6 protein-coding genes are annotated in these 16,025 nt (G+C 73.0%); 5 read left to right on the forward strand and 1 reads right to left on the reverse strand.

Annotated elements, in window-relative coordinates; translation table 11 throughout:
* Window positions 1–32: 32 nt before the first annotated feature.
* Together AOK03_RS02455 and AOK03_RS02460 are read left to right on the forward strand one after the other, a co-directional pair.
* Entirely contained in the window at window positions 33–11,018 is a 10,986-nt protein-coding gene (locus AOK03_RS02455) for a non-ribosomal peptide synthetase (RefSeq protein WP_055563441.1), read from the forward strand.
* Window positions 10,996–12,708, forward strand: a complete 1,713-nt coding sequence (locus tag AOK03_RS02460; RefSeq protein WP_055563442.1) for an ABC transporter ATP-binding protein — start codon at window positions 10,996–10,998, stop codon at window positions 12,706–12,708. Before AOK03_RS02455 ends, AOK03_RS02460 begins: the two co-directional genes overlap by 23 nt.
* Before the next feature lie 40 nt (window positions 12,709–12,748).
* Here the strand turns inward: AOK03_RS02460 and AOK03_RS02465 are convergent, their stop codons facing one another.
* A complete protein-coding gene (locus AOK03_RS02465) occupies window positions 12,749–13,849 on the reverse strand; it encodes an alpha/beta hydrolase-fold protein (RefSeq protein ID WP_055563443.1) in 1,101 nt (366 codons plus the stop codon).
* A 120-nt stretch (window positions 13,850–13,969) separates the two neighbouring features.
* Between AOK03_RS02465 and AOK03_RS02470 the strand changes: the two genes are divergently transcribed.
* The 3 genes from AOK03_RS02470 to AOK03_RS02480 are packed head-to-tail and all read left to right on the forward strand — an operon-like array spanning window position 13,970 to window position 16,022.
* Window positions 13,970–14,182, forward strand: a complete 213-nt coding sequence (locus AOK03_RS02470; RefSeq protein WP_055563444.1) for an MbtH family protein — start codon at window positions 13,970–13,972, stop codon at window positions 14,180–14,182.
* A 38-nt stretch (window positions 14,183–14,220) separates the two neighbouring features.
* On the forward strand, window positions 14,221–15,798 hold the full coding sequence (locus tag AOK03_RS02475) for an amidohydrolase (RefSeq protein ID WP_055563445.1): 1,578 nt from the start codon (window positions 14,221–14,223) through the stop codon (window positions 15,796–15,798).
* Window positions 15,795–16,022 carry a hypothetical protein gene (locus AOK03_RS02480; RefSeq protein ID WP_055563446.1) on the forward strand — a complete coding sequence of 76 codons (228 nt, stop codon included), beginning with the start codon at window positions 15,795–15,797 and terminating at the stop codon, window positions 16,020–16,022. The genes AOK03_RS02475 and AOK03_RS02480 overlap by 4 nt, the downstream gene beginning before the upstream one ends.
* Window positions 16,023–16,025: the final 3 nt, after the last annotated feature.

Consider the following 16,025-nt stretch of genomic DNA (forward strand, 5'->3'; position numbering starts at 1 on the left):
TGCGATTACCTGGAAGGGACGCTGTGTCTTCGATGATGGAACCGAGCGCTCGCCTCGTGCTGCTTTCCCCCGCCCGCCTGGCCGATGTGCGTCGGCGCGCAGGCGACTACTCCGACCGGACCGTCGCTGAGGCGTGCGCCATCGGTCTCGCGTACTGGGCGACGGGCCTGAGCCCCGAAGGCATCGATCTCACCCCGAGCACGCTCTTCGCCGACGTCCTCGGCTGGGTCGACAACGGCGGTACCGGGCCCGGCAGTCAGGACGCGGGCGCACAGGGCAGGCACGTCCCCGTCCCCGACGGCGTCGAGCCGCACGAAGCACAGCTCGCGCTCGACGACCTCGCCGACTTCCCCGACCGGCCGCTCGGCAGCATAGGCCCGGTCAGCGCCGAGGCACGCCTGAAGACCCTGGCCGAGTGGAACGACACCCACGCCGACCGGGCCCGCCCGACCCTCGTCGAGATGTTCCTCGAACAGGCGCGGGCCAGGCCGGACGCCATCGCCGTCGTCGACGAGCACCGGTCGCTGACCTACCGTGAGGCCGCCGAGCGGTCCGCCCAGTTGGCCCACCACCTCATCGCGCGCGGCCTCGCCCCCGAACAGGTCGTCGGCATCTCGCTGGGCCGCTCCGCCGACATGGTCGTCGGCCTGCTCGCCGTGCTCCGGGCGGGCTGCGCCTTCGTGCCGCTCGACCCGCAGTGGCCCGCCGCGCGCCGCTCCGTCGTCATCGAGGACGCCCGCGTCGTCCTCCAGCTCAACTCCTCGGGCGAGCACGACCCGCAGGAACCCGATGCCGTCGCCGTCGACCTCGCCGACTGGGCGTTCGGCGCCCTGCCCACCGAGGAGACCGGGGTCTCCGTGGCCGGTGACTCCCTCGCGTACGTGATCTTCACGTCCGGCTCGACCGGGCGGCCCAAGGGCGCGATGATCCGGCACGAGGCGATCAGCGAGCGCCTGCTCTGGCAGGTCGACGAGATCCTGCACTTCGGCCACGACGACGCGTCGCTGTTCAAGGCGCCGCTGTCGTTCGACATCTCCATCAACGAGATCTTCCTGCCGCTGGTCTGCGGCGCCCGCCTGGTCGTCCTGCGGACCGGCGGCGAGCGCGACCCGCACCACCTGCTGAGCGTGATCGCCGAGCAGCGCGTCACCTTCACGTACCTCGTGTCGTCCATGCTGGACGTGCTCCTGGAGATGGCGGGCGACTCCGGCCGCCTCGACAGCCTGCGCCACGTCTGGTGCGGCGGCGAGGTGCTCACCCCCGAGCTGTACGAGCGGTTCCGCACCCGGCTCGCCATCCCGATGTACCACGGCTACGGCCCGGCCGAGACGACCATCGGCGTCTCGCACGTCATCTACCGGGGCGAGGCCGAGCGCCTCTCGACGTCCATCGGCAGGGCCAACCCCAACACCCAGCTGTACGTCCTCGACGACGAGCTGCGCCCGGTCCCGGTCGGGGTCGGCGGCGAACTGTACGCAGGCGGCCTCCTCCTGGGCCGCGGCTACGTCAACGCGCCCGGCCTGACCGCCTCCCGGTTCGTCGCCAACCCCTTCGCCTCGGACGGGTCCCGGCTCTACCGCACCGGCGACCTCGCGCGGTTCGCCCCCGACGGATCCCTCGACTTCCTCGGCCGGGCCGACAACCAGATCAAGATCCGCGGCATGCGCCTGGAGATCGAGGACGTCGAGGTCGGCCTCGCCGAGCACCCCCGCGTCCGCCACACCTGCGTCGTCGCCAGGAAGAACACCGCGGGCGGCACCTACCTGGTGGGCTACGTGATCCCCGCCGCGGGCAGCGAGAACCTGCGGGCGGACGAGGTCAAGGCGTGGGCCGTCGACCACATGGTCGAGTACATGGTGCCCACCCACATCGTCGTGATGGACGCGTTCCCGCTCACCGCGAACGGCAAGCTCGACCGGAACGCGCTGCCCGAGCCCAGCACGGCGACCGGCGCGGTCGCCCCGCCCACCACCGAGAACGAGCGCGTGGTCTGCGCGGCCGTCGCCGCGGTGCTGCAGCTGGACGAGGTCGGCGTCGACCAGGACTTCTTCCAGCTCGGCGGCGACAGCATCCTGACGATCTCGCTGCTGAGCGCGCTGCGCGAGGCGGGGCTCTACGTCACGGCGCGGCAGATCTTCACCCACGGCGTCGTGGGCGCACTGGCGGCGGTCGCGAGCCGCGAGGACGTCTCCACCGTGGACCACGGCGACGTCGCGACCGGCGCCGTCGTGGGCTCGCCCATCGTGCAGTGGCTCGGCGAGACCACCGACGCCGTCGACGGCTTCGTCCAGTCGGTGGTCCTCAACACCCCGCAGGACCTGACTGCCGAAGCGCTCGACGAGATGCTCGGCGCCGTCCTCGGACGGCACGACATGCTGCGCGCGAAGCTCGTGCGCGGCGACCACTGGAGCTTCGACATCCCCGAGGCCGACCGGACCGCCCCGGGGCCGGTGTGGCAGGAGAGCGACCGGCCGCTGGACGCGTGCGTCGAGCTCGCCACCGCCGGGCTCGACCCGGACGGCGGCGCGATGCTGCGCGCCGTCTGGCGCCGCGCGGAGAACCAACTGGTCGTCGTCGTCCACCACGTCGTGATCGACGGCGTGTCCTGGCGGGTCCTGATGGAGGACCTGGCCACGGCGTGGCGCCAGATCGCTTCCGGCGACCCCGTCGAACTGCCCCCGGTCGGCACGTCGTTCCGGCGCTGGACACAGCTCCTGGAGCGCGCGGGCTTCGAGGCCGACCGCGACCACTTCCAGCAGCCCCTGCCGGGCGCCGACCGGCCGGTGGGCCGACGCGCGCTGTCCGCCGCCGACACCGTCGCACGCGAGCGGATCCAGACCGTCACGGTCGGCCCCGAGATCACCGCCGCGCTCCTCGGCGAGATCCCCGCCAAGTTCCACGCGGGCGTCAACGACGTGCTCCTGACCGCGCTCGCCGTCGCCCTCGCCCGGTGGCGCCGCGACCTCGGACAGGACCAGACGTTCGCCCACATCGAACTGGAGGGCCACGGCCGCGAGGGACGCTTCGTGGCGGACGCGGCCGGTTTCGAGCCGGAACTCTCGCGCACCGTCGGCTGGTTCACCACGCTGTTCCCGGTGACCGTGGACCCCGGCGCCGCGCCCGACCTCACCGCCCCCGAGTACCTCGCCGCCGCGCTCAAGGCGGTCAAGGAAGACCTCTCCCGGGTGCCGAGCAACGGCATCTCCTACGGCGCCCTGCGCTACCTCGCGGGCACCGCGTTCGACACGCCCGCGCCCCAGGTGCTCTTCAACTACCTGGGCCGCTTCGACGCGGGCGCCTCCGGGGACTGGCAGCTCACGGGCGCCACCGGCCAGCTGGGCGAGAAGCGCGACCCGAACATGCGCCTGCCGCGCGCCCTGGAGTTCAACGCCATCGCCGAACCGGCCTCGACCGGCGGCGAGTACGAACTGGTCACCACCGTCTCCTGGCCCGACGGCATGTTCACCGAAGCGGACATCGCGACGCTCGGCGGCTACTTCCGCGTGGCCCTGGCCGGTCTCGCCGCACTCGACGAGGGCGGTCACACCCCCAGCGACTTCCCCCTGGTGCCGCTCACCCAGGCCGACGTCGACGACCTGGACGGCCCGGCGCTGCGGGACGTCCTGCCGCTGACCCCGCTGCAGGAAGGCCTGTACTTCCACTCGGTCTTCGACGACGAATCGGCGGGCGCGTACGTCGAGCAGCAGCTCCTCACGCTGGACGCGGCGGACGGCGACGTGGACGCCGACCGGCTCGCGGCCGCCGCCACCCGGCTGCTCGCGCTCTACCCGAACCTGGCCGCACGCTTCACGGCCCTCGCCGACGGCCGCGTGGTCTCCGTCCTGGAGAACGGCGTCCGGGCGCCCTTCACGACCGTGGACCGCCCCGGCATCACCGACGAGGAGATCCGCGACCTCGCCGAGCGGGACCGCCGCGCCGGGTTCGACCTGGCCACCGGACCGCTGATGCGGTACACGCTCGTCCGGGCCGGTGGCGGCCGCACCGTCCTGGTGCAGACCGTGCACCACATCATCGCCGACGGCTGGTCGGTCCCGCCGATGCTGCGCGCGCTCCTCGCCGAGTACCACGCGCCGGGCACCGTGTACCCGGTCGGCGGCTTCCCCGACTACGTGCACTGGCTCGCCGGGCGGGACGACGACGAGAGCGACCGGGTGTGGCGCGAGGAGCTCGCCGAGCTGCCGGGTCCCTCACTGGTCGCCGACGGCCACACCCCCTCGGACCGGTTCGCCGACACGGCCGTCGAGGCCGAGGGCGACGTCGACGCGGCCGTCCGGTCCGCCGGTGTGCCCCTGAGCGTCGCCGTGCACAGCGCCTGGGCGGTGACGCTCGGCGGCATCCTGCACACCGACGACGTCGTGTTCGGCTCCACGGTGTCCGGACGCGACGCGGACGTGCCCGGCATCGGCGACATGGTGGGCCTGTTCATCAACACGATCCCCGTACGGGCCCGTTGGACGGGCGCGACCACGGCGGGCGACCTGCTCGCCTCGGTGCGGGAGCACCAGAGCGCCGTCCTGCCGCACCAGCACGTGTCGCTCGCGCGGATCGGCCGCCAGGCGGGCGCCGGTTCGCTGTTCGACACCCTCGTGGTGTTCGACGTGGCGACCGACGTGCAGAGCCTGCGGACCCCCGACGCCGAGCTCGTCATCACCGACATCGTGAACGAGGGCGCCCCGCACTACCCGCTCACGCTGGTCGTGGAGCGCGCGCTCGACGGGCGTCCGCGCTTCAACCTGATCTACGACGGCGAGCTCCTCGGCGAATCCACCGCCCAGGAGATCCTGCGCACCTTCTCCCTGACCCTCACCGGCCTGCTCACCCGGCCGGACGCCCTGGTCGACGAGGTGAAGCCCGCGGACACCCGGCGCCCGGAGCGGATCGAACCGACGACCCTGGGCGGCCTCTTCGACGCCGCCGCGCGCCGCGATCCGGCGGCCACCGCCGTCACCCAGTGCGCGCTCGACGGCGCCACCCGGTCGCTGACGTACGGCGAACTGGCCGACGCCAAGAGCGAGTTGGCGGCGACGCTGCGCGCGGCCGGGGTCGGCCCCGGCAAGCGCGTCGCCGTCGCCGTCCCGCGCTCCGTCGAGCAGGTGGTCGCGCTGGTCGCGATCGTCTCCGCGGGCGGCGCCTACGTACCGCTGGACCTGGCCTACCCGGACGAGCGCCTGGAGTACGTCCTCGCCGACGCCGCCCCGCAGGTCGTCCTCGTCGACCGCGAGCAGCGCGACCGCTTCACCGGACTCCTGGACCGGGCGGGCGTATCCGCCCGCGTCCTCGTCCAGGGCGACGCACCGCCGCAGGACACCGACGGGTCCGCCGACGCGCCTGCTGCTGAGGCCCGCTGGAACGATCCCGCGTACGTGATCTACACGTCCGGCTCGACCGGCCGCCCCAAGGGCGTCGTCGTACCGCACTCCAGCGTCGTGACGCTGCTCGCCAACACCCGGCCCGACATGGGCTTCGGGCCGCACGACGTGTGGGTGCAGTTCCACTCCTTCTCCTTCGACTTCGCGGTCTGGGAGCTGTGGGGCGCGCTGGCACACGGCGGTGAGCTGCTGGTTCCGGAGTACGCGCTGACCCGCTCACCGGTCGACTTCCACCGGCTCGTCCGCGAGCGCGGCGTGACCGTGCTCAACCAGACGCCGTCGGCGTTCTACCAGTTCATCGAGGCCGACCGGCACGCCGGCGAGCCGGTGACCGCGCTGCGCCGGATCATCTTCGGCGGCGAGGCGCTGGACCTCGGCCGACTGCGCGGCTGGGTCGAGCGGCACGGCACCGCGTCGCCCGAGCTGGTCAACATGTACGGCATCACCGAGACCACCGTCCACGTCACCCACCGGGTGCTGACCGATGCCGACTTCGGCTCCCCGGGCCGCGGCGACGAGGTCAGCCCGATCGGCGGCCCGATCCCCGGCCTGGTCACCTACCTGCTCGACGACCGGCTCCGGCCGGTGCCGCCTGGCCGGGTCGGCGCCATCTACGTCGCGGGCGACCAGGTGGCGCTCGGCTACCTCGGCAGGACCGGCCTCACCGCGGGCCGGTTCGTGGCGAACCCGTTCGCGGACGACGGCTCCCGGATGTACCACACGGGCGACCTGGCCCGACGCACGCTGGACGGCGAGCTGGAGTTCGCGGGCCGCGCCGACGACCAGGTGCAGCTCAAGGGGTTCCGGATCGAGCTCGGCGAGGTCGAGTCCGCGCTCAGGGAGCTCGACGGGGTGGTCGACGTGGCCGTCACCGTCGCCGACAGCGGCGACCACCTGGTCGCGCACGTCGTGGGCCGCGTGCCCGACGACCTCGCGGGCCTGCTCGCCGCGAAGCTGCCCGTGCACATGGTGCCGGGCCGGGTCCTTCCGGTCGACGCCCTGCCGCTGACGGTCAACGGCAAGCTGGACCGCAAGGCGCTGGCCGAGAGCGCCGCGCACGACGACAGTGCCCCCGTCGCGGCCGCCGGTGATTCCGCGCTCGCCGCCCTGGTCGGCATCTTCGCCGAGACGCTGCCCGGCTCCGCCGCCGTGGACGGGGACACCGACTTCTTCATGGCGGGCGGCGACAGCATCGTCGCCATCACGGTGATCAACCGTGCGAGGGCGCTCGGCCTGCCGATCGCGCCCCGCGACGTCTTCCTGTTCAGGACGCCGCGCGCGCTCGCCGAACACCTGGGGTCGAGCGCGCCGCAGGCCGCGGCGCCCGCCCCCGAACGCCGCGAGGACGGCCCCCTCCCGCCGACGCCGATCATCCTGCGCCAGCGCGAACTGGGCGGGTCCCTCGACCGGTTCGTCCAGGCCAGGACCCTCGCGGCCCCCGACGGCACCGGATTCGCCGACGCCGCGCGCGCCGCGAACGCCGTCGTGGCCGCCCACCCGGCCCTGCGGATGCGGCTGCGCGTCGAGCACGGCGTGTGGGCGCTGCGCACCGAACCCGCCCGCGAGGCCACCGTCGTCCGCACGGACGCGGCCGACGCGACGGCCGCCGCGGACGAGGCCGCCGGACGGCTCGACCCCGAGGCCGGGGACGTCGTCGCGTTCTCGTGGCTGGAGACGAGCCGGACCCTGGTCGTCACCGTCCACCACATCGCCGTCGACGCGGTGTCCTGGCTGGTCCTCCTCGACGACCTGGCCGCCGCCATGAGCGGGACCGCACTCGCCGCGACGACCACGTCCTACGCCGAGTACGCCGAGGCGCTGACGCTCCGGTCCGGCGAGGCCGTCGACGACCTCGGGCACTGGATCACCACGCTCCAGGCGCCCGCACTGCTCCCGGAATCCGCTGCCGGAGGTGCCGGAGGCCTGCGCGAGACCACCGTCGTCCTCGCGCCGGAGGCGAGCGACCGCCTGACGCGCACCGCGCCCGCCGCCCTCGGCGTCGGTCTCACCGAGCTGCTGTGCGGCGCGCTGCGCACCGCGCTGACCCACGTCCAGCCGTCGCCCACCGACCTCGCGGTCGAGCTGGAGCGGCACGGCCGGGTCCCGGTCCTCGAACAGCACGACTACACCCGTACCGTCGGCTGGTTCACCTCCATCGCGCCGGTACGGCTCACCGCGCACACCGACCCCGTCGCCGCCGCGCGCGAGGTCGCCGCACGCCAGCCGGACGAGCGCGGGCACGTCGCGTACGGCCAGCTCAAGTACCTCAACCCGCAGACGGCCCCACTGCTGACCGCCCGCCCCCAGGTCCTGTTCAACTACCTGGGCCGGGGCAGCGAGTCCCAAGCGGTGCACGTCACCGGGGGCGGCCAGGGCAGCCCGTACGCCGTCGAGGTCAACGCCTGGACCGACGACGCCACCGGCGGTCTGCACGCGGCCTTCACCCTCGCCGACGGCATCCCCGACGAGATCACCGAGCACTGGCTCGCCGCCCTGGAGCGGATCGCGGACGCCTCCGTGACCGCCGAGCGCACCGCGCCGGTCACCCCGCTCCAGCGGGGCCTCTTCTTCCAGGCCCAGCTGGCGGGCACGGCCGGACACTACGTCGCACAGAGCTGGTTCACCTTCGACCGGCGCCTGGACGCCGACGCGCTGGCCGAGGCGATGGCGTACGTCATCGCGCGGCACCCCGTCGTCGGCGCCGGCTTCACCACCGACGACGACGGGAACCCGGTCCAGGTCCTCAAGGCGGGCCGCCGGGTCGACGTGCGCACGGTCGAGCTGGCGGACGACGCCGAGGTCGAGGCCTTCCGCACCCGGGACCGCGACGCGGGATTCGACCCGGCCGACGCGCCGCTGATCCGGCTGACCGTGGTCCGGCTGCCCGACGGCAACGACGGGCTGCTGCTCAGCTACCACCTGCTGCTGTGGGACGGCTGGTCCCGCGAGATCGTGCTGCGGGACCTGTTCGACGCCTACGAGTCCGTCCTCGCGGGCGAGCGGCTCGACACGGCCCCGGCCACGCCGGGCTTCGAGGAGTACGCCAGGGCGCTCGCCGCCAAGGACCCCGCCGTGTCGGAACGCTTCTGGGCGGAGCACCTGGCCCAGGTCCCCGGCCCGACCCTGCTCGCCGGACCGGCACCGACCCTCTCGCAGGACCTGCCGCCCGCCCTCGTGCACCAGCTCTCCGTCGAGCAGTCCGACCTGCTGCGGGACGCGGCCAAGCAGCACGGTGTCACGCTGAACTCCGTGCTGACCGGCGCCTTCGGCCTCCTGCTCGGCGCCCACACGGGCCGCAGCGATGCCGTGTTCGGCGTGACCGTCTCGGGCCGCGACGGCGAGGGCCTGTCCGACATCGTCGGCGTGCTGCTCAACACCGTGCCCACCTGGACGAAGGCCCGGCCGGACGACACCGTCGGCGACTATCTGTCGGCCGTACAGGCGGCCAGGGTCGAGGCGATGGAGCACGAGCACCTCGGGCTCGGCGAGATCCAGCGGGCCAGCGGTCACGACACCCTGTTCGACAACCTGTTCGTGCTGCAGAACTTCCTCGACATGGACGCCTTCGCCGAGATGAACACCCGGCACGGCATCACCTCGGTCAAGGCCGACGACTCCACCCACTACCCGTTCACCTGGGTCGTCACCCCCGGCGACCGGCTCACGGTCAAGCTGGAGCACCGCCACGGCGACACCGCCGACGCCCGCCGTCTCCTCGACGACTACGTGCGCGTGCTGGCGGACCTGGCCCGCTCGACCGGACCGGTCGGCGCGCTGCCGGGCCTCGGCGCGGAACCCGAGCCCGCCGTGCGCACGGACGTCGGCACGGACACCGTCGTCGACCGGTTCGACCGGGCAGCCGACCGGGACCCGGAGCGCGTCGCCCTCGTCGCCCACGGCGCGACCATGACCTTCGCCCAACTGCGGGACCGCAGCCGCGCGGTGGCGGGCGTGCTCGCCGGACGGGGCCTCGGGCCCGAGACGACCGTGGGCCTCGCGATCCCGCGCTCCCTCGACTCGATCGTGGCGCTGTTCGCCGTGCTGCGCGTCGGCGCCGCGTACGTACCGCTGGAGCTCGACCACCCGGACGAGCGGATCGCGGCGATCGTCGCGGACGCCCGTCCGGACGCGATCCTCACCGTGAGCGCCGTCTCGCCCCGCCTGACCGGCACCGTGGCCGACACCGGCGCCCTGATCGAGCTGGACCGTCCGCTGCCCGCGGCCGAGCCGTTCGTGACGTTCGCCCCCGATGACCCGGACCGGCTGCGGCACCCCGCGTACACGATCTACACCTCCGGTTCGACCGGAAAGCCCAAGGGCGTGGTGACCGAGTACGCCGGGCTCACCAACATGCTGATCAACCACCAGCGCCGGATCTTCGAACCGGTCCTCGCCGAGCACGGCCACCGGACCTTCCGGATCGCGCACACCGTGTCGTTCGCCTTCGACATGTCGTGGGAGGAGCTCCTGTGGCTCGCCGACGGCCACGAGGTGCACATCTGCGACGAGGAGCTGCGCCGCGACGCGCCCGGCCTGGTCGCGTACTGCCTGGAGCACGGGATCGACGTCATCAACGTCACCCCGACGTACGCGCAGCAGCTGGTGTCCGAGGGCCTGCTCGACGACCCGGAGCGGCGCCCGGCGCTCGTACTGCTCGGCGGTGAGGCCGTCACGCCGACGCTGTGGCAGCGCCTCGCCGAGACCGAGGGGACCGTCGGCTACAACCTGTACGGCCCCACCGAGTACACGATCAACACCCTCGGCGTCGGCACCTTCGAGTGCCAGGACCCGGTGGTGGGCGTGCCGATCGACAACACCGACGTGTACGTCCTCGACCCGTGGCTGCGGCCGCTGCCGGACGGCGTCCCCGGCGAGCTGTACGTGTCGGGCATCGGCATCGCGCGCGGCTACCTCGGCCAGTACGCACAGAGCGCGCACCGCTTCGTCGCGTGCCCGTTCGGCGCCCCCGGCGAGCGCATGTACCGCACCGGCGACCTGGTGTTCCGCAGGCCCGACGGCAACCTGACGTACCTGGGCCGCACCGACCAGCAGGTCAAGATCCGGGGCCACCGGGTCGAACTGGGCGAGGTCGAGGCCGCGTTCGCCGCGCACCCGGCGGTGCGGTTCGTCGCCGCGGTCGCCCAGCCCGATCCACAGGTCGACGGCGCGTACCGCCTCGCCGCCTACCTGGTGCTCGACGGTGCCGAGCTGCCCGCCGTCGCCGCCGAAGTGGGCACGGGCCTGCCGGACTTCCTGCGCCCGACGCACTTCGCCGAGGTCGACAGCATCCCGCTGACCGTGAACGGGAAGGCTGACACCAAGGCGCTGCCCGAGGCCAAGCCGCTGGGCGCGCTGACCACGGTGGGGGAGCGCGGCCCGGAGACCGAGACCGAGAGCGTGGTCTGCGAGTTCTTCGCCGAAGCCCTGGACCTCGACGACGACGAGGTGCGCGCGGTGAGCGATTTCGTGTCCCTCGGCGGACACTCGATGCTGGCGGTGCGGCTGATCGGGCTGCTCCGCCGCGAGTACGGTCCTGTGGTCACGATCCGAGACCTTTTCACCCTGCGAACCCCGGAAGCGATTGCCCGCCACCTCGATGACGCCAATGACAACTCCGACGACTCCTGACACGAAGCGGCCCCGACCGGGGTCCGACATCCTCCGGACCGCACTGCGCCGCAACGTCGGCGCGATGGTCTGGGGCACCGTCCTCATGGGCCTGTACCAGGCGGGCGAGACGGCGTTCCCCATCGCGCTCGGCATGATCGTCGAGCACACGATGCGGGACGACCGGAGCCTCGGCGCGCTCGGCCTCTCCATCGGTGCGCTCGCCGTGATCATCACGACCGTCTCGCTGTCGTGGCGGTTCGGCATGCGCATCCTGCAGAAGGCCAACACGACCGAGGCGCACCGCTGGCGCGTGAAGGTCGCGGCCTGCGGGCTCCAGCCGGTGGCCAGGGACGTCGACCTCAAGTCCGGCGAGGTGCTGACCATCGCCACCGAGGACGCGGACCAGACCGCCGACATCATCGAGGTGGTGCCGCTGCTGATCAGCTCGCTGGTCGCGGTGCTCGTCGCGGCGGTCGCCCTCGGCATGGCCGACTTCCGGCTCGGGCTGCTGGTGATCGTGGGAACCGTCGCGATCCTGTCGATCCTGAGCGTGATGTCCAAGCGCATCGGGTCCAGCACCCGCGAGCAGCAGGCCCGGGTGGCGCGCGCGGGCGCGAAGGTCGCCGACCTGATCAGCGGCCTGCGTCCGCTGCACGGTTTCGGCGGCAACCACGCGGCGTTCCGTTCCTACCGCGCGGTCAGCACGGAGGCGAAGCGCCAGTCGGTCACCGTCGCCAAGGTGAACGGCGTGTACGCGGGCACCGCACAGGCGCTCAACGCGGTCCTCGCGGCCGCGGTGACCCTGACGGCGGGCTGGCTGGCCTTCGAGGGCGGTATCACCATCGGCGAGCTCGTCATGGCCGTCGGCCTCGCGCAGTTCATCATGGAACCGCTGAAGATGTTCTCGGAGATGCCCAAGTACGTGATGATCGCGCGGGCGTCGGCCGAGCGGATGGCGCTGGTGCTCTCCGCGCCGCCGGTGACGGCCCCCGGGCCCGGGCGCCCGGCCGCGGGCGGGGACCTGGAGGTCGACTGCGTGCGGTACGGATCGCTGCGCAAGCTGAAGTTCACGGTGGCGGCCGGTGAGTTCGTGGCGATCGCCGGGTACCAGCCGCGGGCGGTGGCCGACCTCGCGTCGATCCTGGCGATGAACGTGCCGCCCGATGCGTACGAGGGAGTGGTGCGGGTCAGCGGGCAGGAGATGGCGGACCTGTCGGTCGAGGCGGTCCGCGAGCACATGCTGGTGAACCCGTACGACGGGGAGATCTTCGCGGGCACCCTGCGCACGAACATCGACCCGTCGGGCAGCAGCCGGACGGTCCCCGAGGCCGTCGAGGCGTCCATGCTGACCGATGTCGTCGCCCTCCACCGCGAAGGCCTCGACTACGGAGTGCGCGATCGCGGAGCGAACCTCTCCGGAGGACAGCGCCAACGCCTCTCCCTGGCCCGCGCGCTGGCCGCCGACACCGAGGTCCTCGTGCTGCACAACCCGACGACGGCGGTCGACGCGGTCACCGAACAGCTCATCGCGCGCAACGTCGCGAAGCTGCGCCGGGGCCGCACCACCGTGGTGATCACCAGCAGCCCGGCGATGCTGGACGCCGCCGACCGCGTCCTCGTCCTGGACGACGGCGTCATCACGGTGGAGGACAGCCACCGGAATCTCCTCGCCACGGATGAGGACTACTGCCTGGCCGTGGCGAGGTGATGGGGGCCGTGGCTGCGTGAGGAGGGCTTGCCGGTGCCTTTCAGGCGAGCGCCCAGGCGACGTCCCTGAGCAGCGCGTGCCGCCAGCCCGCCCGGTCATGGCCGGAGGCCGCCCGCGAGACCCGTACGGTCGCTCCGGCCTCCTGGACCAGCGACTCGGTCAGCTCGCAGTGGGGGAGCATCCGCGGCTCGTGCTCCCCCAGGTCGAACGCGATGCGCAGCCCGGACAGATCGGGACGCTCCTTCCGCAGCCGCTCGGCGATGGTGCCGCCGACCGTGCCGCCCAGCGGGTCCGCCGATGCCATGGCGTCGGGCGTCCACCAGAACGACGGCGACTGGCAGGCCACGCGGGACACCAGGTCGGGGAAGTCCAGCGCCGCGTACACCGCGCTCAGCCCGCCCAGGCTCTGCCCGGCGACCACCAGTCGGCCCGCGTCGGCGGGCACGCCGCTCTCCGCCACCAGCGGCAGCAGTTCGTCCCGTACCGCCTCCCACAGGCCGGGGTTGCACCCGAAGTCGTCCAGCCGGTCCTTGGCGGGCAGGAAGACGAGGGTGACCGGGGGCATCTCGCCTCCGGCGACGGCCGATTCGAAGGCGGTCATGGCCGGGTGCAGATAGAGCCAGTCGTCCCCGTCGAGCAGCAGGACCACCGGCCCGCCGCCGCCCACCGCGTGGACCCGCACGGTGCGCCGCCCGCCGAGCCGCCGACTGGCCCAGCGGATGCGGGTGGCGGGCAGGGGCAGGGTGTCGTCGGCGCCGATGCCGGGCCAGTGGGGCTGGGCGGGGGCGTCCGGGGTCGCGGCGATGGACCGGTCGCCGCCGGCGCCGACCGGGTTGAGCGGATCGGCGTACGCCGCCTCGCCCGCGAGGACCTGATAGGTCACGCGCAGCCGTTCGGGCATCCGCACCTCGGCGTACCAGCAGTCCGTGTCGGCCCAGCGCTCCAGCGCCACCGGCTCCGACCAGCTCTCGAAACCGATGCGCGCGGAGGACCCGCGCCACAGGAAGAGCGTGGTCCAACCGCCGTCGTCGGCAGGTACGGAGACAGGACTCCGGGCAGCCGACCAGAAGGCTTCGGTGCCGGGTTCACCGGCCAGTCCGTACTCGGCGAAGGCGTTCCCGGTGTCGGCCGCGGGGCGCATCAACGTCTCCTTGTGAGAGGGAAGGGAGTAAGGCTAAGCTCGCATTAATTTAGGGGAGCCTAACCTAATCCTGACCTCCCCTTCCATCCCCGATCCGCACTCTGCAGGAGGCACCGACACATGAGCACCAACCCCTTCGACGACCCCGAAGGCCGCTTCCTGGTCCTGGTGAACGACGAGGGGCAGCACTCGCTCTGGCCCTCCTTCGCCGAGGTGCCCGGCGGGTGGACCACCGCCTTCGGCGAGGACTCGCGGGACGCCTGCCTGGAGTACATCGAGACCAACTGGACCGACCTGCGCCCCCGTTCGCTCGCGGCGTCCGTCGACGGCTGACCTCACCGGCCACCGGCTACCGGAGGGGCGGATCGCCGATGCTCTGCAAGAGACTGACGAACGCGCGCTTCCTCACCATGGATCCGGACCACCCCGTCGCCCACGACCTGGGCATCTGGCGGGGCCGGATCGCGGGCCTGGACGCGGCCGTGACCTCCTCGCCCGCGCGCGAGGTGATCGACCTCCAGGGCGCCACCGTGCTGCCCGGATTCATCGACGCCCACGTGCATCTGGCCTGGACCGGGCTCAATGAGAACACCTTGAGCATCGCGGGCCGCACCCGGATCGACGACGTGCTCGCCGTCGTGGCGCAGGCCGCGGCGCGCGAACGCGCCCCCGGCGCCTGGCTGAGCCTCGTCGGATACGACCAGCGGGCCCTGGGCCGCCATCTGACCGCCACCGAACTGGACACGGTCAGCCGGGGCCACAAGGTCTTCCTGCTGCACGACTCCGGACACGGCTGCGTGGTCAACTCCGCCGTCCTCGACCTGCTCCCCGCGGACATCCCGCACGAGAACGGCTTCCTCGCCGAGGGCGCGATGGGCGCCGCCCGCGCCCTGCGCCTGCCGTACTCCCAGCGCGAACTGGCCGAGGCGATCGGGCGCGCCGCCCGGACCTGTCTGAGCGAGGGCGTCACCGCCTGCGCGGAGGCGGGCATCGGCGGCACCCTCTTCGGCCACAGCCCCGTCGAGCTGGGCGCCTATCAACTCGCCCGCGAGGAGGGCCTGCTGCCGCTGCGCGTGCAGCTCATGGTGTCCGCGGAACGGCTCCGCCCGGTCTCCGCGCACGAGGCCGACGGCATTCCCAGGGCCCTCGACCTGGGCCTGCGCACCGGCTTCGGCGACGACCGCCTCTCCGTGGGCGCGCTGAAGATCTACACCGACGGCGGCATGATGGCCCGGACCGCCGCGCTCAGCAGGCCGTACGAAGGACTCGACCACGCGGGCCAGTTGCAGGACGACCCGGACGCGCTCGCCGACACGATCGTCGACGGTCATCTGGCGGGGTGGCAGCTCGCCGTCCACGCCATCGGCGACCGCGCGGCCGACCTCGCCCTGGACGCCCTGGAACGGGCCCAGCGCCTCCGGCCGCGGCCCCACGCCCGGCACCGCATCGAGCACGCGGGCCTGATCCGCCCCGACCAGCTCCCGCGCTTCGCCCGACTCGGCGTCAGCGCGGTCGTGCAACCCAACTTCCTGCGCTTCTTCGGCGACGACTACGCGGCGATCATGGGGGAGGAGCGGGCTCCCTGGCTCTACCGCGGCCGCGGGTTCCTGGACCACGGCGTGCCCCTGGTCGGCAGCTCCGACCGCCCCGTCACGGACGGGTCCCCGCTGCGGGCCGTCCAGTTCATGGTCGAGCGCGCCGCCGAGTCGGGCCGGGTGGTCGGCCCGGAGGAGGGCATCACCGTCGACGAGGCCCTGCGCGCCTACACGGTGGCCGGCGCGCACGCCTGCCACTGGGAGGACACCTTGGGAACCCTCACCCCGGGCAAGCGCGCCGACCTGGTGGTGCTCGGCGACGACCCTCGCCGGGTCGACACCGCACGTATCGGCGCGATCGAAGTGGCGGCGACGTACGTCGACGGCCGCGAGACGGGGAAGGCGGCGTCGTGAGCGATCCGGGGAGCGTCCGGGAGGGCGACGCGTACGTGCAGGATGGCGACGGACCCGGGTGGCGCTACGTCCTCTGGAACACGGCCGGGGAGACCCTCGTCTTCGACCGGCGGATCAACTGCCCCGCGGACGTCGCCGACGAGGCCCTGCCCGAGGTGCTGCGCAGGATGCGCGAGGCGGGCGTGCCCGAGACGGATGCGTACCCGGGCCGCCCGTGCGCCTGACCC

The sequence above is a fragment of the Streptomyces atriruber genome (assembly GCF_001418325.1).
Classification (GTDB): Bacteria; Actinomycetota; Actinomycetes; order Streptomycetales; family Streptomycetaceae; genus Streptomyces; species Streptomyces atriruber.